Origin of the sequence: Salinibacter altiplanensis (genome assembly GCF_002894645.1) — a bacterium.
Taxonomy (GTDB): domain Bacteria; phylum Bacteroidota; class Rhodothermia; order Rhodothermales; family Salinibacteraceae; genus Salinibacter; species Salinibacter altiplanensis.
Genome location: NZ_NCQY01000008.1, coordinates 1 through 22,267, shown reverse-complemented (window position 1 = coordinate 22,267; position 22,267 = coordinate 1). Strand labels below are relative to the sequence as shown.

At 57.9% G+C, this 22,267-nt stretch carries 18 protein-coding genes; 8 read left to right on the top strand and 10 right to left on the bottom strand.

The window, feature by feature from the left end; genetic code table 11:
* Window positions 1–100 precede the first annotated feature (100 nt).
* A complete protein-coding gene (locus tag B7R93_RS03335; protein WP_157942179.1) occupies window positions 101–661 on the top strand; it encodes a hypothetical protein in 561 nt (186 codons plus the stop codon).
* Window positions 662–1,051: 390 nt separating this feature from the next.
* On the opposite strand, the gene B7R93_RS03330 is transcribed toward B7R93_RS03335, so the two are convergent.
* On the bottom strand, window positions 1,052–1,930 hold the full coding sequence (locus tag B7R93_RS03330) for a CPBP family intramembrane glutamic endopeptidase (protein WP_157942178.1): 879 nt from the start codon (window positions 1,928–1,930) through the stop codon (window positions 1,052–1,054).
* A 427-nt stretch (window positions 1,931–2,357) separates the two neighbouring features.
* Here B7R93_RS03330 and B7R93_RS03325 point away from each other — a divergent pair, with 427 nt between their 5' ends.
* The 3 genes from B7R93_RS03325 to B7R93_RS03315 all read left to right on the top strand — a co-directional run bounded on the left by B7R93_RS03325 (window position 2,358) and on the right by B7R93_RS03315 (window position 5,566).
* The gene (locus B7R93_RS03325; protein WP_103019428.1) at window positions 2,358–2,582 is read left to right on the top strand and encodes a hypothetical protein; all 225 of its coding nucleotides are present in this window, start codon (window positions 2,358–2,360) and stop codon (window positions 2,580–2,582) included.
* 142 nt (window positions 2,583–2,724) lie between these two features.
* The gene (locus tag B7R93_RS03320) at window positions 2,725–4,629 is read left to right on the top strand and encodes a S41 family peptidase (protein WP_103019427.1); all 1,905 of its coding nucleotides are present in this window, start codon (window positions 2,725–2,727) and stop codon (window positions 4,627–4,629) included.
* Window positions 4,630–5,005: 376 nt separating this feature from the next.
* On the top strand, window positions 5,006–5,566 hold the full coding sequence (locus B7R93_RS03315; protein ID WP_232797959.1) for a hypothetical protein: 561 nt from the start codon (window positions 5,006–5,008) through the stop codon (window positions 5,564–5,566).
* Window positions 5,567–6,024: 458 nt separating this feature from the next.
* On the opposite strand, the gene ltrA is transcribed toward B7R93_RS03315, so the two are convergent.
* The 6 genes from ltrA to B7R93_RS03290 form a co-directional block, all read right to left on the bottom strand.
* Window positions 6,025–7,617: a group II intron reverse transcriptase/maturase gene (gene ltrA / locus B7R93_RS03310; protein WP_103019425.1), complete on the bottom strand. Its 1,593-nt coding sequence runs from the start codon at window positions 7,615–7,617 to the stop codon at window positions 6,025–6,027.
* A 933-nt stretch (window positions 7,618–8,550) separates the two neighbouring features.
* On the bottom strand, window positions 8,551–9,240 hold the full coding sequence (locus tag B7R93_RS03305; protein WP_232797958.1) for a tyrosine-type recombinase/integrase: 690 nt from the start codon (window positions 9,238–9,240) through the stop codon (window positions 8,551–8,553).
* A gap of 290 nt (window positions 9,241–9,530) precedes the next feature.
* Window positions 9,531–12,614: an AAA family ATPase gene (locus B7R93_RS03300; RefSeq protein ID WP_232797957.1), complete on the bottom strand. Its 3,084-nt coding sequence runs from the start codon at window positions 12,612–12,614 to the stop codon at window positions 9,531–9,533.
* A gap of 46 nt (window positions 12,615–12,660) precedes the next feature.
* Window positions 12,661–13,839 (bottom strand): exonuclease SbcCD subunit D, encoded by a 1,179-nt coding sequence (locus B7R93_RS03295; RefSeq protein ID WP_103019423.1) that lies wholly within the window; start codon window positions 13,837–13,839, stop codon window positions 12,661–12,663.
* 227 nt (window positions 13,840–14,066) lie between these two features.
* Window positions 14,067–14,183 (bottom strand): 3'-5' exonuclease, encoded by a 117-nt coding sequence (locus tag B7R93_RS16290; protein ID WP_423815916.1) that lies wholly within the window; start codon window positions 14,181–14,183, stop codon window positions 14,067–14,069.
* A 16-nt stretch (window positions 14,184–14,199) separates the two neighbouring features.
* Window positions 14,200–15,407, bottom strand: a protein-coding gene (locus B7R93_RS03290; protein ID WP_423815915.1) for an IS3 family transposase whose coding sequence is annotated in 2 segments (ribosomal slippage) — window positions 14,200–15,146 and window positions 15,146–15,407 — 1,209 coding nt in all. Because the reading frame shifts where the segments join, the coding sequence is not laid out codon by codon here.
* A 135-nt stretch (window positions 15,408–15,542) separates the two neighbouring features.
* Here B7R93_RS03290 and B7R93_RS16285 point away from each other — a divergent pair.
* Window positions 15,543–15,893, top strand: coding sequence for a YfbK domain-containing protein (locus tag B7R93_RS16285; RefSeq protein WP_106427247.1), 351 nt, complete (start codon window positions 15,543–15,545; stop codon window positions 15,891–15,893).
* 1,259 nt (window positions 15,894–17,152) lie between these two features.
* Here B7R93_RS16285 and B7R93_RS03280 read toward each other — a convergent pair.
* From B7R93_RS03280 to B7R93_RS03270, 3 genes are all read right to left on the bottom strand, one after another.
* Window positions 17,153–18,190 (bottom strand): replication initiation protein, encoded by a 1,038-nt coding sequence (locus tag B7R93_RS03280; RefSeq protein ID WP_103019420.1) that lies wholly within the window; start codon window positions 18,188–18,190, stop codon window positions 17,153–17,155.
* Between the two features lie 931 nt (window positions 18,191–19,121).
* A complete protein-coding gene (locus tag B7R93_RS15150; protein ID WP_157942174.1) occupies window positions 19,122–19,610 on the bottom strand; it encodes a hypothetical protein in 489 nt (162 codons plus the stop codon).
* 52 nt (window positions 19,611–19,662) lie between these two features.
* On the bottom strand, window positions 19,663–20,541 hold the full coding sequence (locus tag B7R93_RS03270; RefSeq protein WP_103019418.1) for a ParA family protein: 879 nt from the start codon (window positions 20,539–20,541) through the stop codon (window positions 19,663–19,665).
* A 651-nt stretch (window positions 20,542–21,192) separates the two neighbouring features.
* Between B7R93_RS03270 and B7R93_RS16280 the strand changes: the two genes are divergently transcribed.
* From B7R93_RS16280 to B7R93_RS16275, 3 genes are all read left to right on the top strand, one after another.
* Entirely contained in the window at window positions 21,193–21,417 is a 225-nt protein-coding gene (locus B7R93_RS16280; RefSeq protein ID WP_103019417.1) for a transposase, read from the top strand.
* Window positions 21,408–21,731 (top strand): hypothetical protein, encoded by a 324-nt coding sequence (locus B7R93_RS15660; protein ID WP_232797956.1) that lies wholly within the window; start codon window positions 21,408–21,410, stop codon window positions 21,729–21,731. The genes B7R93_RS16280 and B7R93_RS15660 overlap by 10 nt, the downstream gene beginning before the upstream one ends.
* Before the next feature lie 166 nt (window positions 21,732–21,897).
* Entirely contained in the window at window positions 21,898–22,221 is a 324-nt protein-coding gene (locus B7R93_RS16275; protein WP_103019415.1) for an IS3 family transposase, read from the top strand.
* Window positions 22,222–22,267: the final 46 nt, after the last annotated feature.

The following is a 22,267-nucleotide window of genomic DNA, read 5'->3' as shown; positions in this document are numbered from 1 at the left end:
TGCCGCAGTGTGAAAGCGGTCACCTGTCCGTTATATCGGGTTCACTCCAATCGACAGTATCACTATCGGTGGGGTTACTATACGAGACGTGCACGCCACCGTGTCTTTTCCGAAGAATGGAGGTTCCAGCGGCAGTGAAGAGGAAGGGCTATCGGGCAACGCTGAATTGGGGGAAGCATCGCTGGAGACGGGGCTTTTGCGCCACCTCTTCGACGAAATCCGCTATAACTACGCCGACAGTACCTTCACGATGATTCGCGAGGTGCCATGCCGGGAGGTCCCCCCGAACTTCGCGGTCATGAGCGACGGGTGGCCCATCGTGCGGGCCAAGGCCGGCGGCCGGTCGATGGCAGGCGTCGTGGACACTGGCAACCTTTGGGTTACTTACCTAAGCGCTTCGAGCTTTCCGCCCGCCAACTACGAGCAGGTGAGAACCCGCTCTGGAGAGTACAACGGTAACGAGTGGAGTGTGGACTACTACCGCGTTCCGCTCCGTTTCCCGGGCGGCCTGCGGCGCGACGAGATGGTGATCCGTGGGACAGGCGACAAGCCATACCGGCTGGAGGCTAACTTCGGGCAAGACCTCTGGACGGAAGGTACCCTCGTGCTCGACTACCAGAACCGCCGTGCGTACTATGAAACATCTGAACCCTCGAACTGAGAGTGCTTTTGACCTGATCAATGTGCCGGAACTGGATCAATGTGCCAGGACTGGGGGGCGAACTGCCCAGAGAGTGATGTGCACAGCCTCAGATGAGGGGGAAGTCTGGACCTCCCCCGGTTAGCTGTAGGGTGTATGGGTTGGGTATAACACGCCGCTGGAGGTGACGGAGGGCCGGGCCGCTCTCAATAGAGTTCAGGTAAGCGGTTTCGGTTTTGCTAATCGGTAGTGACGACGCTGATGAATGGAAACCGCGACTGGCGTTTGTGATTGTGATCGGCCCAAGTTCTCTTGGCGTTTTCCTGCCCTCCGCACCTCAGCTACCACGTTATGCGGCTTCTGCTCCGCTTCTGCCATGACGAAGAGAAAGGGCAGACCGAATCTCCTCACTCAGATGGCATCCTTATTTGTGATGTATGGGAGTGGGTCACTCAACTTTCTTCTGCAGCACCAGAACAGCACGGTAATCAGCACCATCGAAAGGACGAAGCAGGTCCACCCAAACTCCTGACGTCCGCCGATTCCGAGGGGCACGAGCACCGCCTCGGCCGGATTCAGGTCCATGATAATAATTCCGTTCGTTGCCATGTGCATCGCCACGGGCGCCCAGAGACTTCGCGTCTGGATGTAAAGCAGCGTCGCAGCTACCCCGAAAACAAACGTGCTCAGCAAGGTTCCCCCGTGGAGCGCCGCAAACAGCCCCGACGTAACCAGTAGCGCTCCGACCGGCCGATTCCATGTCCGGGCCCAACGCTGAAAAATAAGTCCGCGAAACAGAATCTCCTCAACTACTCCCGCGAACAGAATTCCGGTCAGCGCACTCAGGACGATATTGGGCACCTGCTCAGGTGGTTGGACGGTCGACGCTGCGTACCAATCGGCAATCAACGCAGGTGCGGTTTTCTCCAGAAGGGGAATGATGACATTCAGATCGGCGCGGGCCATGAACTGATCCGCAAAGAATACGACACCGATTAGGCTCCAAGCCCGGAGGCTCATCGGTGGGCGGCCGAACAGCGCCGTAAGGCTGAGTCCCTGCCGAAACGCAGTCCACGTGATCCATCCGACGACGGAGCCGACATACGTGATCGCCAAGACGGTGAAGCTCTGAAAAGCAGCAAACGTGCCCCGAAGAGCCGCGGCGACGCTCCCCGAAGCAAGGAAGACAAGAAGCGACCCAAGTAGCAGATGCCAAACTCGAATGCGGTCGAGCGCCGTCGTGCGGGGAGAAGTCAGCTCCTGTCCGTTCTGCGGAGAAGAGTGGGTCATGGAGAATAAGCGGAGCGATACGTTCAGAAGTGTGAGAGCTGAATCGTATGTAGAAAAGGATTCGCCCAGTAACATAGTTCACGAGCGCAACAACGGATAGCGCTGCGTACATGTCACATTTTCTGACACGGGCCACACTTCCATTTGTGAGGTTCAGGCCCCGGCCCCTACAGACAGCACGCATAACCCTGCGCTAGAGGCGACGGAGGGCTGTTGCTGCCATCAGGTGTGGTCTGTTAGGAAGTTTCGGCTTCGCTGAACAGACGTATCAACGCTGGAAAATAGAAACCCCGCCCAGCGTTGTCATTTCTTTCGGGGTGAGTTCTGTCTGGCGTTTTCCCGCCCTCCGCACCTCAGTCCGCTATATCAGGTTCACTCCATATCATCCGCTGTTCTCTCAGTGTCTATTTCCAGACTCTTCCATCCAATGGATAAACGATTTGGCGGCGCGTTTCTCGGCGTTATCATTTACAAGGCGATCGCCTGGTCGATTGGCCCAGCTACCTCCGAGTGGTCGACCGAAGTACTTGAGGCTGTTGCCATTGCCCTTTTCGTGTCGGGAGTTCTAGCGCTACAGGACCGGTGGCTCAACGAGGGCGATACTACAGCCAGCGAGACTGAGGGCAATGAGACTGAGGGCAATGAGACTTAAGTCAGTGAGGCTGATATCAGTGAGGCTGAGATCAGTGAGATGGCGTAGCCACAGGCGAGATCGCCTGAAATGGGTACGGGTCACCCGGCAAGACAAATTTAGAGAGAACCGTTTTTCCACCATAACATGACCTCTTGTTGGCATGTCCTCTGCCAGCACAAAGCGATGGCTTCGCCGGGCTGTTGCGGGCCTCGTCCTTCTCCTCGGGGCCGCTGCCCTCACGTACGCGTACCGCGATACGCTCGGCCTCGCCGAGCCCCCGGCTAAGGAGCAGGTCGAAAACGTCCGCGCCTTCGCCAAACTCTACGGCTACGTCCGCTACTTCCACCCCAGCGACGCGGCGGCGGAGACCGACTGGGACGCGTTTGCCATCTACGGGGCACGGAAGGTGAAGAATGCCTCCAGCCAAGCGGAACTCCGATCGGACCTGAAGGCGCTTTTCAAGCCGATTGCGCCGACAATCCAGCTGTACCGGACCGGCAGCGAGCCGCCCTCGCCCGCCGATGTCCTGACGCCAGCGGATACGGCGGAACTGAATCTCGTGGCCTGGCAGCACCGTGGTGTCGGATTCCCGAGAGACAAAATACCGAGGGTGTACCAACCGGGGGCGGACTCGCTCAGAGCATACCGAAGCATCCGTCTCGGCCGCCCCCCCGAGCGAGAGCCGCTATTCGAGGCTCATCCCGCTCCGGGAGAAACGGTAGCGAAGCCGCTGAGGCGGGGGCTTTCCGTTCAACTTCCGCTTGCCCTCCACGGCCGAGACGGCCAGACCCTTCGCCCGGAGGGTGCCCCCTCGCCGTCTGCGCTGCGGGACTCGATCGGCCGCGTCGAAGCACCAGTCTTCGAGACCACCCCATCGCTTCGGCTCGGGAGCGTGGCGATTGCCTGGAACGTCTTCCAGCACTTCTATCCGTACTTCGAGGTTGTGGACGTCGACTGGAACGCGGTGCTCACGCGCACCCTGCGACGAGCGCTGGCCGACGACAGGTCGAGGAAGACGTTTGCCCAGACTCTTCGCCGCATGGTTGCACAACTGGGGGACGGGCATGGCCAAGTAAAGGGACTGTCAACGCTGGCGGGGCTCCCTGTCAAATTCGGCCGGGTTGAGGGTAACGTTGTCGTTGTGGATACGGCGGCATATGTCGACAGAGCACTGTGCGTAGAAGTTGGAGACGTGGTCACCTCAATCGGTGGCCGTTCTCCCAAGCAGGAGCTCCGCGATGCCAAGCAGCATATCTCCGGCTCTCCACAGTGGAAAGAGGTCCGCGCCTTGCAACAATTTGGTCGGGGCGAGCCTGGGTCAAACGTCTCGCTTACGGTCCAGCGAGGGAAAAAAGAGAAGGCGTGTCAGTTGCGCCGGGCGTCCGGCTCGGAGATCGGCAGGCGTTACCAAAAGCTCCAGAGGGAGAATCGCCCGACCCCGATCGATACCCTTCATGGTGGGGTCCATCGTGGTGGGGTCCATCGTGGTGGGGTCCACTACGTGGATCTCACCCGAGCGACGTGGCCGGAAATCCAGGATCGAATTGGCGGTCTCGCCCGTGCGGAGAGGATCGTCTTCGATCTGCGTGGATATCCGGGTTCTTCCAGAAAGGCATTGCAGCATCTTGCTGCCGACTCACTCCTCCAGATGCGAATCGCGACCCCCCAGTTCATCTATCCAGATCAAGACCCCAGAGCAGGGTTCCGGACTGACCGTGGGAGGCCCCCGCCGAGGACCCCTCAAATCACCGGAGATGTTGCTTTCCTTGCCGACGCCCGAGCCATTAGCGCACCTGAAGGAATGCTCGCAGTGGTAAAGCACCACGACTTGGGAACAGTTGTCGGGCAGGCGACAGCGGGAGCGAATGGGGGTATCAATCCCTTCGAGCTCCCTGGAGGCTACGCGATACACTGGACCGGTCAACGCGCCTGCAAGCACGACGGCTCCCAGCACCACCTCGTTGGCATCCAGCCGGACGTCCGGGCCGAGCGGACACTAGAGGGCGTGCGGGGCGGGCGGGACGAGGTGCTGGAGAAAGGGATTGAGGTGCTCCGGCAGAGATGAGGGCTCTTCGTAACATTGTGCAAGACTGCACGCGACAGCAGTGATCTTACGCGGATTTACGAATAGTCACTCTCCGCGAGCTAATCTACACCGTTATGCGTCAGGCTATGCGTCTGGCCCCATATCTCGTTTTTTCCCGAAATAAAGTCAGTGAGACCGATGTATGGGGAGCCATGTATGAGGAGCTATGTATGAGGAGCTGTTTTCTCGGTTTGCGGAGGAGCTGAAGGCCTCGGTAGAGGATCCGGGCATCCACCTCAGCTACACGGATCGACAGCGGATCAAGGGAGGCCGATGCGCCGGTCGACACCATTGCTGTCGCGTGCCGAGACTCCCTTTCCCAACACACGAAAGAATGAATGCCGATCTGATGAGCATGTCCCGCCGCTCCGTACTCAGGCAGAGTGCCGCGGGGGTGGCCTGCGCGGTTTCGGCGGCGAACGTCCTTTTCTCAATCCTCTCGCTCTTTCGAAGCACTCCGCTCCTGGAGGCGATTGCTACGAATGACCTGCCTGTCTCCGCGGAAATTGCCGGGATACTGCTCTTCCAGTGTGCAATTGGCCACACGGTGGGTTTTCTCGTTATGTCCGGGACGAAGGGAAAGTCGTGGGCCACCTCTCTGCTGCAGGTCGCCCTGCTGTCTCTGGTCTCGACCTGGGTGGCCCTGTTCAACATTCAGGTCTTCCTGGCGCCCAGCTTCACGTTCACGGTCGGGCCGGTCGTGATGGCGAATCCGTACATTGCGGTTGTGCTCACCTATCTGGCGTGCGCGCTCATCTCCTTCGGGTTCATTTTCCTGAACGCGCGGCTCGCTCATGCCGGTGAGGATGACCACTCGGCTGAAAGAGAGGGAGGGAGTGTGGAAAAGTTTTCGATGATCGCGTCGGGCGTGCAGGGCCTGTTCTTCGTTGCCCTGGGAATACTGGCGGGGGTATAGGTCCGCCTCGTAGGTCCGCCTCACGTTCTTCTTCGTGACCCCCCTTTCCTCATGCCAGTCGTCCTCCCTGTACTACCGTCGACATGAGAGTCCGTGCCGTGGTCGTCGGCGCCCTGCTGGCCATCAGCGCGCCGCCCTCCAGCGTTGCCCAGGACCAGCGTTGCCCAGAACCGGTCCTCGCGCACTTCTAAAATTCGGTGCCTCCTTCAGTGGAGGTGTCCTACGGTAGAGGTATCCTGCAGCAGAAGTGTGCCCTCTCACCGTCGGCTTCAGGAGCCCGTTGTCTACGAGAGTCCGTATCTACACAGGAGTCCGTTATCTACAAAAGCACGTTATCTATGAGTGTAGAGTAAGCCCGACCGCCCTTACTTCGGGCGAGCCGGGCTTCTCTCCGAACCATGCGTGCAGGTTTCCCTGCGCAATGGCTCTCCGCAGTAGACTCTAAGCTAGACGACTGTTCACAAGTGTCTGTGTGAGTCCTTCTTGGCGTGACACGAAGCGCAGAGCGTCTCCGCGTCAACCGGGTCCCCACTGTATTCCAAGTGGTGCAGCTCCCCGTCACTGTACCATCCGACCTCCCTGCCGCATTCCTGGCACGTAAAGTCGTCTCTCTGGAACACCTCCCACCGCAGGTCCCGGTGGTTAAGAGAATGCTCATTCTCGTAGAATCGGTACGTCGCAGTTGGCTCCGTACGTTTTGCCGTGCCGTCGAAGTAAGGGTGTGGTTTCTCCTTCGGTTCGCGCCACTTGGCATCCCCTCGGGATTTGATGTCCACCATCTGCTTCCCCTTCGCTCCGAGCGGCGATGGGCTCACTCCCTTCCTGCGGAAGAGCGCCTTCCTTGAGCACCTGTATTTCCGCGCCATCCAGGTTGAGAGCTTATGCCACGCACACCTGTCCACCTCTGCAAAAGGCCCGTTTGTATGCGTGGCATATTTGTAGTACTCTGCCCATCCTCTCAATGCGGCATTCACGCCTCGTATCCGGCGGCGGGTTGACAGATCCGTAGGCGCGTCCTGTCCGCACCTGCGGTTAATGGCCGCCTTTACGTCTTGCACGGCCTCTCGGGGGACTCTTGTGTACGAGCCTCCTCCATCCGTCGGGTGGGCTGGCTCGATCCTGTATCCCAGGAACCCAACTCCCCCGTCCTCCGCATGGACGATTTGCGTTTTCTCCTTATTAAGGGAGAGATTCAGGGCGTCCCCAACGTAATCGTCAACCCATCGCTTCTTCTCCTTGGCTTCCTGTTCGGGTCCGCTTGTAAGCAGCAGGAAGTCGTCTGCGTAGCGAACGTATGTCCAATGACCTTTCCCACGAGGAGTCTCCTCCACAAAGGATCCCACCGCGTGGTCCAGTTCATTGAGATATATGTTCGCCAGAAGAGGGGACAGAATGCCGCCCTGTGGCGTCCCCGCCAAGGACTCCATCTGCCGACCGCTCTCCATGACTCCAGCTTTTAGAAAGCGCCAGATGAGATCTCTGACTTTCTTCTGGGTGATGCGGCCCTGAAGTATCTGCTCAAGGGTCCGATGACATACGTTGTCAAAGAACCCTTTGATGTCCGCGTCTATGACCCAGGGTTTGTAAGCTCCATTTCTGGTGAAGCACCTCTGCACCACGCCTATTGCGTCGTGAGTGCTTCTCCCGGGCCGGAAGCCGAAGGAATGTGTGCTAAAGTCTGACTCATATATCGGCTCCAAGAGCATGCGGAGCGCTTCCTGCACGATCCGGTCTCGTACCGTAGGTATGCTCAGTGGCCGCTTCTCGCCATTACCCTTCGGGATGTAGACCCGACGAGTCGGGTCGGGATCGTACGTTTCTGAGCCCAACTGCTGGCTCAGCGCCTGAATGTTGCTGCCGAGGTCCTCAGCAAAATCCGGCACCGTCTCGCCGTCAACACCGGCGGTCTTCCATCCAGCATTATTCTTCACCGTGAGGAAGGCTTGTCTCAGCCAGTCCTCGTAGGTGATAAAATTATATATGTCGTCAAAGCGGAAGTCCTCGTCCAGACTCCACTTTGCCATGTCGCGTTGTTTTCTCTCTACATCCATCGGTATCCACCGGTGGGTGATTTTGAGTTCTTCGAACGCGCATTCGTCTACTGCTGCTGCCCTTCGCCTGGGCCAATTTTACCGCTGTCGGGGATTTGCCCCGCTTGAAGGCTACTACGGCAGCTCCGCCTGCCTCTTAGGGAGCAAGTTCAGTAGGAACCTTTCAGTCCCTGAGAGGACATTCCCGAGTTTGTGAGTTCGTTCGTCTCCAGTCATTGTAGGTGCGGTCTCCCCGTTGTCCCTTATACCCCCTTTCGCTGGGGGACTTACCCAACCCCAGTCTCCTTTATTGAGGTATGGAGAACTTGGGATGCCCGATGAATAGGCATAATATCGGGTGCTCACTCAAAGCACCCGTGTGGTTGGGCTCACCTTCGACCAGCCATTTTCGGCTGTTCCGACCCTCCGGTCGGCTGTGGAGTCCCAATTGGCCTTCGCCCAATCCAGCTAGAGGTCCTTTCTGTTTGGTGTCAGTGTGGACTTTCATAGGGAGTCCCCTCGCAGGGAGTCCTCTCATAGGGAGTCTCCTCCCTGAGCAACCGGCCATTGACAGTCCCCGATCTCCGGGTCTGTTTCTTAAAGGCTCGCGCCTCATTGCGCCTTCCTATTCGGGGGATATGTCCCATTGAGCCTTCCTGGGACGCGACTAGGGCCGCATCCTCCCACATCGCTTCTTTGCTTTAGCTCGTGTTAGTGCCATCGGTGAGGGTGAAGGTTCGCCAAAGGAACTAAAACCGTTTGTTTGGACTCACCTTGATGACCTGTGGCCAAGGGTAGATGCTTAGGTCCTGGCACTGGACCCGTCTACCCCGTCCTGGGACAGATTTTCCACCCTCTGGGCCTACGCCCAGACGGCTTAGTCCCGTAGGGCCGTCGGGCCGCCTCAACGACCCGCGTTCTTTCTAATGCTAAAGAACGTTCTCCGAACTCACTCTAGCTCGGCTCACCCATCGCCTCCTCGAAGGCGCCTTTGACCTGAGTCCGCTTCGGCTTGTAGTACCGCTGGGTGGTCTCCGGCGCCTCGTGCCCGAGAAATTGCTGGAGGAGCTCTTCCCGCATCCCCTCGTCGGCGAGCCGCTGGGCAACGGTGTGCCGGAGGAGGTGCGGGTAGACCCGCTTCTGGATGCCTGCCTCCTCAGCCACGTCTTTGACGATCTGCTGGATGCGCCGCTTCGAGTAGTGGCCACCCTGCCGGGACCGAAACAGCCACCCGGTCTCTCGCTCTCCGACATGGAGCCGAAGCTCATTAGCCAAAGACGAGAGAATCGGTACGTCCCTTGGCTTGTCTCCTTTCGTTTCGCGAAGGCGGATTTCCAGGTCCCGAAACGAGATGTCTTGGGCCCTGATCTCGGCGAAGGCACTAACTCTGGCTCCGGTCTCTAAAAGAACTCGCATCATCAGGCCGGTGCGCCCGTCCCGGTCGTAGGCGGCGTTGAGAAACGCTTCCTGCTCCTCGGTGGACAGGCGCTCGGGAGAGCCACTGCCCGACCGGTCCGGTGGAGAGAGGCCGACCTCCCTCCGAGCCTTCTTGATGAGGTGAGCGGACTGATCGTACGAGTAATTTCCGTCCCTCAGGATTCTCGCCACTTTCCGGATGTCTTCTTGGCGGTTGTGATCGGGCATTGCGGGGGCAAGAGGCTGTGCAGGTAAGCTTCGGCTTTGCTTTCTTGGTACGAAAGAGTACTGCCTGTGGCCCCAAAGATCAACGCTGATGGCCCGTTTTGCCCTGGTTTCGGCCTGTGAGTTTCGCTCTACGGGCAAACGGCGCAACTGCGTTTGGTCCCCTTCGGTCAGGTCCAGTCCGTGCAGGCCCGCCTGACATATCTGACCGGAGGCCGCTTACGTGACCACCGTCCAGGTGACCATCGCCCACATGACCACCGCCTGCGTGGTAATTGATTAGCGGTCATAGATTATGTGGTCATTGATATGCTGCTCCCCTCTTGCGTCTGCTCGACCTCCAGCCGGGAAGATACGCGTTGCTTGAGCTCGGAGACGTGTGAGATGATTCCGACGAGTCGCCCGCTGCCCTTTAGGTCGGTAAGGGCCTCCATTGCCCGGTCGAGGGCTTCCGGGTCCAGGCTCCCAAACCCTTCGTCAATGAAGATCGTCTCCAGGTAACGCCCGCCAGAGAGGCTCTGCACCACGTCGCTCAGGCCCAAGGCCAGAGAAAGAGCTGCCATAAATCCCTCGCCCCCTGAGAGGGTCGAGACCGGCCGCTGGTCCCCCGTGTAGGCGTCGTGGACCAGCAGGTCCAGCCCTGAGCCGCTTCGCCGGTCGCCTACGTCCTCCGACCGGAGGAGCTGGTACCGGTCCTGCGTCATGTGGGCGATGTGCTCGTTGGCAACCTGGAGCACCTCCTCCAGTCGGGTGGCCAGAACGAACCGCTGGAGGCTCATCCGGCTCTCGTTGTCTCCACGGGCCAGCTCCGAAAGAAAGCCGACCTGACTGTACCGCTCGTCGGCCTCCCCTAAGTCCTCCTCTATCTCTTCGATTTCCCCAAGGGTGTTCTCAATCTCTTCTACCGCCACGCCCAGTTTCGTCTCCTTCTCTTTCACCTCCTCAAGCCTCTCTTCCAGGGAGCCGACCTTCCTGTTGGCCTCTTCCAGGTCTGGCTCCTCTAGCCCCTTGGCAGCCTCTTCGGCGCGGGACTTCCGGTCGGTGGCCGCTGCCCATTTCTCTTCGAAGCTCTCCACCTCCTCCTTCAGCGACTCTCGCTCGCTTTTGTCTCGCCGCGCTTCCTCGAAGGCCGCCTCGTCTTCGAAACCGTTCTCCCGCAGCGCCTCCTGAAACCGCTCCCCTGCCTCCGCGTGTCGCTCCGCGGCCTGCTGGGCCGCCTGCTTCTTGCCTGTGGCAGACTGTTTCTTCTCTGCTCGCTCCTCTCGGGCCTTCCGAACGGCCGACTCCGCTTCCTCAAGCGACTCTTCTAGCGCCTCAAGGTCTGAAGTGGTCTCTTCGAGGGCCTCCTCAAAATCCTCTCGTGAGTCCATCTCTTCCGGCAGACGGTCCCGGATCGTCTCGGCCTTGGAGCCGAGCCGATCAATCTCGCTCTGCGTCTCGTCGATCTCGCCCTCAAGGCCCCCAATCTCCCCCTCAAGTTCTGAAATCTCCTCTTTCTGCTCCTGGATGATCTCCTCCAGCGCCTCGGCCTCTTCGGCAGCATCCCGCGACTTGGAGAGCGCCTCTTTCGCCTTCTCGAAGTGAGCTTCTAGCTCTTCTTGGGTCTTCTCTGAGAGGGCCGGGTGATTCTCCTGGAGGCTTCTCACTCCCGCCCGCTTCTGGGCAAGAGTCGATTTTGCTTCGGAGACGGCCGATTTGGCCTCATCGAGAGCCTCGCTGGCCTCTTCTTTCTCCTCCTGGGCCCGTTTGATCTCCTCCTCCCCGGGCACGTCCCGATCCTCATGCGCAGGGGCGGGATGCTCTTCTGACCCGCAGACTGGGCACGGCTTCCCCTCCGTCAGTCCCGAGGCGAGAACGGAGGCATACGCCTCTCGGCGGCGCTTTTGCAGGGCCTGAAGCTCATCGGCCGCGGCCTCAAAGGCCTCTTTTTGGCGTTCCCGCTCCCGTTTTGCTTCCTGAAGGGCTTCTTCGGCACTTTCGGTGGCCTCCTGCTTCGACTCCAGCTCCTCTGCCTTCTGCTGGAGCGTCTCAGCTTCCTCAAACTCCTTCTGGCGCAGGTCCTTCTTACTGGCAGTCTCTTCCTGTTCTTCCAGCGTTTCCTGCTTTTCCTCCAGGGCGCCTTGCAACTCGCTCTTCTCGCTTTTGGCCTCGCTGAGCTTTTCGGCGAGCTCTTCTTTTTTCTCGCGGTGACCTGCCAAACTCTCCTCAACCTCCTCAAACGTACCGATTTCTTCTTCCAGGTTCTCCAGCCGCGTCTTTTGCTCCCGGAGGACTTCTCGCTTCCCGTCGCGCTGCTTTTCGATCTCCAGCTCTTCTTTTGCAGCCTCGAAGGCCTCCTGGGCGTCCTCAAAGGCCTCCTCGGCAGAGGCCGCCTCTTCTTCAGCCGATTGCTTCTCCTCCTGTCGCGTCTCCAAATCGTCTTTGACCGGCGCGACCTCAGCGGCACGCTGTGCCGCCTCCAGCAGGTCTTTGCGCGTCTCGTGTGCGCCACGCATTTCACGGAGCTCCTCAACGGCAATCCGGGCCGTTTCAAGTTCGTCCAGGGCTTCTTGAGCAGACTCGGCCTGCCTGAGGTCTTCTCGCGCTGATTCAAGACGCCCCGCAAGCTGGTCTTTGTCGCCTGTGGCCTCCTCCAGGTCCGACTTCTTCTCCTTCCGCTTCTCTTTCAGCTCTTCGACGCCTTCAACCTCGTGGCGTGCAAGCTCGTCTTCTTTTCTCTGCCGGAGGTGCCGGACGCCCTCTTTGGCCTCCTTCTCCATCTCCTTCAAGGTCTCCTGCAGGCGCTCGAAGCGCTCGGTCTCGAAGAGCACCTTAAGGATCTCTTCCCGGTCGCTCGACCCGGCCGAGAGGAATTTCCGAAACTTGCCTTGCGGAAGGACCACGACCTGCCGGAACTGCTCATGCCCTAGGCCCAAGAGGTCCTCAACGGCATTGTCTACGTCCCGCTTCCCGCTTGCGAGCAGTTGCCCGTCCTCCCCACACCCTCCCGCGTCGGACCGGTCGAAGAGATCGGCCTCTTCGCTCTTCTGGGTCGTGCCCTCTCCTCGTTTCTTCGCTAGCTCCTGCTGCGGGCGGCGCCGGACCCGGTAGCGCTCCTCACCAAGCCGAAAGTCAAGGGTCACCTCCGTGGGGTCCTCCGGCGTTGCAAAGTCGCTTCTAAGGTCGTCCCCGCCGCGCTCCGCGCCGGAGGTCTCTCCGTAGAGCGCAAAGCAGATCGCGTCCAGAAGGGTCGACTTGCCCGACCCGGTATCCCCATGGATCAAAAAGAGCTGCTGGGACTGCAGCGCGCTGAAATCGACCGTCTGTGAGTCGGTATAGGGACCAAATTCGTTTAGCTCAAGGCGCTCGGGAGTCATCGGCTTCGGGAAAGTAGGCAAGAACAGAGATCTGAATGCCGGAGCTGAGGCGTCTGGGGCTTCTCGGTCAGGCGCCGCGCTCCTCTTCTTCGAGCCGCCCGATCGCCTCCTCCAACACCTCTTGGTGCCCTTCGGAGAGAGACTCGTTTCCGGTTGCGTGTGCGGCAAACTCCTCGAAGACCTCCTCCTCGCTCTGCGCTTCCAGGTCGCTGGCCAGTCCACTCAGGCTACTCTCGTCCACTCGCGCCTGCTGCTCGACGTGCAGCGCGTTTGGATAGGTCTCCCGGATCCGGCTCATCGCATCGACGACCGGCCCCTCCTCTTCGAGAGTCACCCAGATGTAGTCCTCCTCGTTCTTGTCAGGAGAGGACCCGCTACCATCGCCACTACCGCCGCCGGCTTGAATCTCTGAAAGCGTGCCTTCTACGCGGCGGAGATCTCGCTCCGGCGTCAGTGGAATGCGCCTGATCTCACAGGTCCCCTCAGCGTCCATCTCGACAAGGTGTACCGACTTGTCGTGATGAACCTCATCGAAGGAGTACTTCATGAGCGAGCCGGAATACTGGATGTGGTCCTCGCCAACTTGCTGGCGGCGGTGCAGGTGCCCGAGGGCCACGTAGTCAAAGCCGTCAAACCGGGAAGCACTTACCGTCTCCGCGCCGCCAACGGCCAGAGGGCGCTCCGAATCGGCCAGCTCCCCGCCTTTCGCGAACACATGCGCGACGGCAATCGACCGCTCCTCCTCATTGGGGATCACGTCTCGGGCTGCCTCCGCCTGCGCGGCAACGACCTCGTCGTGGGTTTTGATGCCCGGATTATCGAAGACCTGGCGGGCCTGGGGCGGCTCCGCGTAGGGAAGCCCGGCAATATGGACCGGCCCGTGCTCGTCTTCGATGGTCACTACGCCGGGCTCGGCCGCAGGCTTGCTGAAGACGTGCAGACCCTGCCTTCTGAGGATGCGGGAGCCGAAGTCGAGGCGGTCCGGGCTGTCGTGGTTTCCGGCGATGGCTACGACAGGCACGCCCAGTTCCAACACGAGCTCACTCAGCGTGTCGTCGAGCAGTTCGACCGCAGGGGATGGGGGGACCGAGCGGTCGTACACGTCTCCTGCCATCAGGACTACATCCGGCCTCGTGTCCTCGACGATCCCGCAGAGCTGGCGCAAAAGCCCGCGCTGGTCATCGGTCAGGTGCTTTCCGTGGAGAAGCTTTCCGAGGTGCCAGTCGGCAGTGTGGAGGAAGCGCATGCGGAAGTCCGGCCGGGTGAAAACATTGGAGCAGAGATGAGAAGGATCAGCGTGCCCTGAGCAGGAGATCTAGCCCACAACTTCGGGCAACCACGGGCTCGGCTTATCGTGGCAGATCACGATGACCTCCCGTTTCGCCCGGGTGGCCGACACGTAGAGCAGTGACCGCTCCTGTTTTCGGATCTGCTTCCGCATCGCGTCGTCCTCCGCCGATGACAAGGCTCGACTCAGCGGTTCACGCCAGCGATGATCACGCGAGCAAACTCAAGCCCCTTCGCCCGGTGCATCGTCGCCAGGCGGACCCCCGGCGCGGAGCGATCCTCGGCTTGGTGACCTTCCCCCAGTTTGATGGACAGTGAGTTAAGGGTTGCCGGTGATGGTGGAGTGTCGAGCCTCGTATTCGGCCGGGCTCAGGTAGCCGAGCGCCGAGTGGCGGCGCTTTCGATTGTAGAAGGCTTCGATATACTCGAAGATGTCAGTTCGGGCTTTCGAGCGGTTCTGATAGTCGCGGTGTCCTGTCAGTTCGGTTTCTAGGGTGCCGAAGAAGCTCTCGGTTACGGCATTGTCGTAGCAGTCGCCTCGACGGCTCATGCTGCAAGTAATACCAGCTTGGTCGAGCAGTGCTTGATAATCCCCAGAAGCGTACTGGCTTCCCCGGTCGCTGTGGCAGAGCGGGTCTACCTCCGAACTCGACTTCGAGGGTCCCTTTTTCGAGGGTCCCTTCAAGGTGCGGCGCGTGAGCGCCATTTGCAACGCCTCGGTGGCAAGCTCGCTTTCGAGGGTAGCCTTCATCGCATGTCCGACTACGCGGCGGCTGAAGAGGTCCAGCACGACCGACAGATACAGCCAGCCCTCGCGGGTCGAGACGTAAGTGATGTTACAGGTCCACTTGCGGTTCGGCCCGTCGGCCTCGAACTGGCGGTCCAGCCGATTTGGAGCCACCGGCAAGTCGTGATCCGAGTTGGTCGTGCACTTGAAGGTGGCCCGCTGCTTGGCCTGAATGTCGTTCTCACGCATCAGCCGTGCCACACGGTTCTCGCCGCAGCGCACGCCCCGATTGCGCAGCTCCGCGTGGACACGCGGGCTGCCATAGGTCTGGCGGCTCTCTCGGTGGATAGCTTTTATCATCGTCAAAAGGCGTCGGTCGTTCTTCTCGCGCTGGCTTTCAGGGCGTTTCAGCCAGGCGTAGTACCTGCTCCGGCTGACCCCGAGCACACGACTCATCATTACCACAGAGTGATCGCTCGCACAAGCCTGCATGAACTGGTATTTTCTTACGGCTGGGGCATCTGCGAGAAGATGCCGACTGCTTTTTTTAAAATGTCGCGTTCTTTTTTGAGCTTCGCGTTCTCGCGGCGTAGGCGGGCCAACTCCTCGTCACGCGCGTTTCCCTTTCCGGGAAAGGCTCCCTCGGGATCCTCCTCCATCTCCCGCTTCCAGCGGCTGAGGTTGGTCTGCGGAATGCCCAACTCGCGCGCGATCTGCGCGGCGCTCTCCTCGCTTTCGCGAAGCAGTTTGACGGCCTCGACCTTGAACTCTTCGGTGTAGCTTCGACGTTTTTCGCTCATGGTTTGTCCTCGGTTGGTTCGTGGTTTCACCCTTAACCGGGTGTCCACTGTTCCGGGGGAAGGTCAGGTCCTTCCGGATGACATACGTTTCAAGATGGACCCAGCTAGCTACCGGACACTTTCGAGCACAAACGAATGAGGCTGTCGAATCGCGGAAGGTTGAAAGTAACCATGCCTCTCAACAACCGGACCGTCAAAAACCGGCCCGTTCCGATGATCAACAGCCCTGGCCTACAAGATAGGATGGAAGAACTGATCGAACAACATCTCCCGCCACTGCGGAAAACGCGCAGTCGGAATCTGGCATGCCTGACGGCAGAACTCTATCGAGCAGGGCACGTTCATCTGACCCAGGAGGAGGCCCGCCATTCCGTGTCGACGGACTTCCACTTCGCAGCGGCCGTGGTCGGATACGGGATACTGCTCCACGATTCGGAGCACAAGGGATCTCTTGCCTATCCCGAGGTCCGTCGCCTGGCTGAGTAGGGGCGGGGGAGGACCCAGGCGGCATCCGCGCAGGCTTTATCTCGCTTGTTGAGCAGACCGACCAGGCGCTGGCGACCGGTGCAGCGTGAGAGTAATCTTTCCACAGAGGAGCAGCTCCTTCACGGTCTAGCGGCCCGAGCGCGCCGTGGGTTGGGGTTCAGACCGGAGGTGGAGCCGCTCACTGGTTGATAGTCCCCACTCTTCCGGAGCGCCCTTCCTCGAGGTTGTTCCTATGCAAGTACAGGAGCGCTCCGTCTAGCGCCCGCCAGCGTGGGTCTTTCCTCTGTCTTCGAGTCTGTTTCTGTGCGGTCCCGCAACACAATTTCCGTGGGGGACAGACACCGCACCTCACGCGCTACGACGTTCCACAGGGACCGAAGCGTAAGCCGCTCCGTCGACGGCCTGCTTCCTCGCTCGGAGCCAAGAACCTCTCAGGCGTTCGCACGGAGTGACTCAATCCTGACTCCCGCGAATCGGTCGTGACGCTTCACGTCCCGCTCGATTTGGGACTTCTTTTCGTAGTGATACTCGTGCCGGTCTACCTCCAGGCTCATCTCTGGCGCGGTCCGATGCGTGAGCATATGACTGCACCGGTCGCCATTGATCTGGACCTACGCGAGAAAGTTTGTCCTGCATCGCTGTTGCTTGCGATCCAGGTCGTTCGGTAGTGCAATTCTCTCTGAACTGAGGAAACTTCTCTTCAGGCTGAGACTTCTTAATTCCGTTATTGCGTAATTAAAACTCGATACCGGGTCAGGGTCGGAGCAATCTTGGGGTACTTACTGGAACAAATAGAAACAAGTAGAAACACATCGAGACCCTTAGTCAACTCGCAAAATGGTACGGACAGGCCCTTTTTCCTAAACATTGCCATCAAATCAGGGACTGGCAATCAATCAGGGTAAGACAGCGAATCCTGAAAAGGACCGTTCTGCACTTGCAATAACAGCAACACCGGTGTGCAGAGGATATTTCTACGCCACAGTCCTTCTCAGGAGCAATACTTAGATGAGTCGCGCTGTCTTACCTCATGGAGGCTTCTTCCCTACAACTCGTGCTGGACTTCATCTTGGGCTACCAACGGCTACCTGCTGGACCTGTCATTCACTAAAATCTATTTCTGAGTAGAACGGAATCCTCCTACTCATGCGTTCTTCTCAGTTGGAGAGGCCTCCTACCCAGGCGTGCTTGTCTAAAGGAATTCTTTCGGCGATGGCACATCGATCCTTCGGGCACAAACCACCAAGTCATTTTATCTATCAGGACTGAGACGACTCTGACCACAGCTTTTCCATGCGGGAAGCAATCATTGACTCCAAATATACATCTGAGCTCCCTTCCCCCTCTTCTCTGGTTACCTGACGCTTAGCTTCTTCATAGAGGTCTTCAACTTGGTTCTGATCCAGGGACCGGATCGCCTCCTGTGATCGATCGCTGAGGAAGAGCCCCTTCGCATCCACGCTGGGAGACTTGCCTTGAGCCGTCTCCTCTTCACTAGCTCCCGTCTCTTCTCCCCCATTCTCCTTTCGACCCGGCAAAGCATCAGGCATGCTCTCATTCCCATCCAAAATTTCTTGGATAACAGGCTCATTGTCGTGTATGAAGAAGTCGATCGATTGGGGAGAGTTATTTATCCGATTGATCCGATAAGTGAAGTATATGTCTGCCTTCTCCTTTAACTCTTCGCGGGCCTGCTCCAGTACTGAACGCTTGAGATCAGAGAACTTAGAATATTTATCTTCTATAGAGAGCTGCCTGCGCAGATCTTCCACCGACAACGACAAATGGCGAAGGTCTTGACGCATCTTGAGGCGCTCATATATCTGCGTGCTGTATCGTGACCTCAAGCGTAGGAAAACCGTCACTAGGTAGAGCGTGAACCGCTCCTTCAGCTTTAGGAGGAAAGGACCCATATCATCATTGAACTTCGCGGTCACCGTGCCGCTGCCCCTTTCATATTCACACATTGAGAACACATTGTACTTCTTGAACCGCGTCTCTTCACCCTGGTCGTCGTTTTGCCGTACAGAAACTTTCTTATCTAACAGGTTATCGGTAATCTCGTCCACTCGTCGGTATAGGTTGCTCGGGTCGATCCCCGAGGGCTTACAGACATCCTCGATTCGAATCTTCTGATCAGGAAACGTCTCCATGCCGCGATCAAGCTTTGCAATCATGGAAACAAAAATCCGTTGCTCAGCAGTCGTGAAGTCATGCCTACCCTGAATGAGCTGGTTAGCCTTCGCTACTACCTGGTCCTCTTCGGCACCAAATTCCAACTTGCGCTGCTTGGACATGGCAGACTGTAGAGCCAGTAATTGGACATTGGAGGTCTACCCTGTAGAAGGGTTTGTCCCACGAGCTTGAAGGACTCTAATAAATTGCAGAGACAGGGACAATTTAGACTGTGATTTCCTCGCACCCTCACTGTGATTTCCTCGCACCCTGGGAGACAGCGACTGTGATTCCCTCGCACTCTCACCTATGTGATACCGCACTGTAGAGGCTTTTCTGGTAGCTAAAACCGCTCTCGCTGACACAAATTGGGCTTCTCGGCAGGTATACAGAAGATTTTTCCCCTAGGCACCGCGGATGTGTTTCTCTCGCACCCTAAATTTCAGGACTCACGGAAACGACATGTGAATTTGGCCTCCTGTCGGGGAAGTATCATTCCCAGACTGTGATTCCCTCGCACCCTTTTTTTCCCAGACTGTGATTCCCTCGCACCCTGACTGTGATTCCCTCGCACCTCTGATGTGATTCCCTCGCACCCTGACTGTGATTCCCTCGCACCCTGACTGTGATTCCCTCGCACCCCTATTCCCTAAGTTCAGTATTTCCAGCAGGATACGCGAACGCTAATGAAGTAATGTTTTAATTAGGGATAATAAGTAATCGCGCGAGTTCATCGACAGGATCTCTTCTCCCAAAGACACCACGCAGAAGCCACACATCCTGGAAGCTATTCTTCGAGGGCTGAAAAAGCTCTTGGTGAATCGCATGCGAGCATCTTATATTGACCTCCTTCACAGAAAGCTCGGGCTAACAAGTGGTGCCCTTGTCCGATCTTCCATCCCAACCAAGAACCTACTCACCTCTCAAGGCTCTTGACCACCTGGATCAGCAGGGACATTCCTAGCTTGATTAGATATCGCTTAGCTTGCTACCCGTGAATCGTTAGAATGCAGAGTCGACAGCAGAGCTTCTAAATTTGAATGGGCAGAAAAGTCAGTCAGTGTCAAGTACATGCCTCATCCAGTCGGCAGCCTCACTTTCTTCGCCACGCTCCATACAATCACTGAGAAGATAGCGAAGTGCTGCTTCCACGATCAGGCTCTTGCTCGCTTGATTTCCGAATCTTCGACGCAGTGTGAGATACGCCTCCTCAAGAGCCTCATTCACTTCGTCGGAGACATACGGTCCCAGCTTTTGTGCAAGCTCAGGACGATGCTCAGGAACTACCAGCATTCCCTCCTCCTGCTTGGAAGAATCCCGGTGGTCTGGAGGCGAAGGTTCCCCGCTTGAGCTGCTCTTTGCACCGTTCTCCCTTGCTTCTTGACTCTGATCTGTAGAACTGTAGTTCTTTTCCTCTCCAGAACTAGAGTTTTCTAGTTCTCTCTTTCTACCGTTCTGTCCCGACTCATCATCCAGCGATACATCTGGCAAAAGGCTCGACATAGCGGATTCGTGTTCAGGACGATCACTCTTCTTGGGCATCGGAGCAGAATCAACTTTTTGGACAGATAGGCGAGGAGGGGAATTTCAGTCACTATCGCCCCGAGGACCGGGACTTTTCAATTCCACCAGCACTTGCTCTAGAAACAACTTCCTGAGCGAGATTCTCATATATCTCTATCGCGTCACTGGAGGGTGCATGATCGTAGAGAGTCGTACCGTAGGTTGAGGCCTCAATGATCTTCGATCGCCACGGCACTTCTGTATCAAGGACAAGGTCTTCATAGTTTTTCCTGAGAGCTTCCAAACCCTCGTTCACAAGTCCCGCACGATAGTCGAGATTATTCGGCAGGAGACCGATGATCTCAACTGACTCGTTGAGGTATTTTCGAACCTCTCTCGTGGTGGTCACGAGCTGGCTTAGTCCCTGCATCGACATCCCGTCCACTGAAACAGGAACTATTAGTCCATCAGAGGCTGTGAGCGCCTGCACAACGAGCAAACCCAGAGAGGGAGGGCAGTCTATAAGGCATATGTCGTAGGCCTCGTCTGAGCCATTGTGAGCGTCGACCTCGTCGAGATGTCCAAATTGGTGCTTTTCCTTTACTTCCTGCACCCGCTCCCTCAAGAGGTAAGGGCGGGAGGGCTTTTCGCCAATTTCTCCTTCGACGTTAGCCAAGTCAGCATGGGCCGGTACGAAATCGAAACCCAGATCGGAGGGCTCTATCAGTCGGGCGAGCGGCCAGTCGGAGGAGGACTGATCTTCATCACCTGCCGTGATGATCGTATCCAGCACCGACGCTTCATCCTCCTCCAGTTCCCGGCCAAGCATCCACTTCGTTCCGTTCATCTGTGGATCCAAATCAATGACAAGCGTGCTGTGCCCAAGTTTGGAGAGAGCAGTGGCCAGACAAATTGTAGTGGTGGTTTTCCCGACTCCCCCTTTCTGGTTGACGACGGAGACTGTGTCCATTTTCAGGATGTTGGAAACTGGTGAGTAGTAGATCCAATGAGTTCGTCGTAGATCTGTAGTTCTAAAGCACTAGAGGTCTGTAGTTCTACAGAAGTATATCACTAAAAGCCCCCAAAGGCAACCGGTCGGGAGAACACCGAGCACCTGAAGGTAATTCTCGAAGGCAGAGCGTTAAGGACGAGAACAACCTGGGATAGCGGAAATCGTCGCCTTTCCCCGGAGGTCTTTTCGACCAAGTTTGGCTCTTTACCCAGGTTCGGCCCAAACCGAGCGTGAAAGATCTGAGCCCAAACGAGCCGGGTACGGAGGAGACGGACTGGAAGAGATATGACCGGGAGTCACCCCATCGGGGGCTACCGATTCTGCCGGGCAAAGGACGGAGTGGGAAGTCCATCCACCACTACATCGCCGAAGGTGCAGAAAACCACCGGTCAGCGTCCTGTGGGTGATGCCACTCTGCTCACAAGACCGACTCAGAGCGATGAGCTCTCACTACCCTCTGACCCTTCGGGCACAGAATGGAAACAGATCGAGCCGATCTTTGATCACTTCCGGTTCTTCACCGCTTGATCCTCGCGAATTGCTCGGGCGCCCTGTTTTACCTGGTGAAAAGCGGCCGCCAGTGGCGATCCGAGTCCCAATGCGGCAGTTATCGATACCCAGTCGGCCTGTGCCGAGCGGCAAGACAGTCCGGGCCGAGGCCGAGACCCAAACAAGCAAGTAACCGGTCGAAAGCGCCACATAATCGTCGATACTTTAGGGTTGCTTCTGGCGGTTGTAGTACATCCGTCCAATGAAAACGACACCCAGTCAGCCCCACCGATGCTCAAGCAACTACTCGGGCAAAGCAAAACGGCTGAAGGTGATTGGACCTGACCCGGTTTGGTGGACATTCCTTCATTTTACTCACCGACCGAGATAAACCATGCCAAGAACCCGTCCACCATACCCCGATGAATTCAGAAGTCGGATTGTCGAACTTGCTCGAAACGGACGAACGCCCTCTGAACTCACCGAGGAGTTTGAACCGACCGAGCAGACCATTCGACTGGATAAAGAAAGCCGACCGTGACGACGGAAAAAGCGCAAAAGACTTCTCCAGCGATGAACGGGAGGAGCTTCGCAAGCTGCGCAAGAAGCTCCGCCAGGTGAAGCAGGAACGGGATATACTGGCAAAAGCGACGGCCTAGTCCCAAGAGGGAGACGAAAGATGTACCGCCAGAATCTTCCGATTCATAAGAGCGCACCAGGCCGAATTTTCGATTAGCGCTCAGCGAGAGTGTCCTCGGTGTCAGCCGGAGTGAATACTACGCATGGCGGAACCGTGGACCTTCCAAGCGAGCCCAAAAGGATGCGATGTTGACCGAGAAAATCAGGCAGATACACGCAAGGTTGAGAGGCACCTACGGCGCGCCTCGCGTCCACGCCGCTTTGCAGACCGAGGGCACTCGCGTCGGCAAAAAGCAAGTCGCTCGCCTGATGAAAGCCGCTGGTCTTCGGGGTGCAAGCCGCCGCAAACGGCCCTCTACAACGATCCGGGAGGAAGGTGCGCGACCAGCTCCGGACCTCGTAGAGCGCGATTTTAGCGCCGAGGAGCCTGACCAGCTTTGGGTAGCGGACATCACCTACGTGTCGACCAAAGCCAGGTACTGTACCTGTCAGTTGTTCTCGATGCATTGAGGTGCGCCCGAAAAGTTGGACTGGTGGGTCGACTAACTGACGTTGG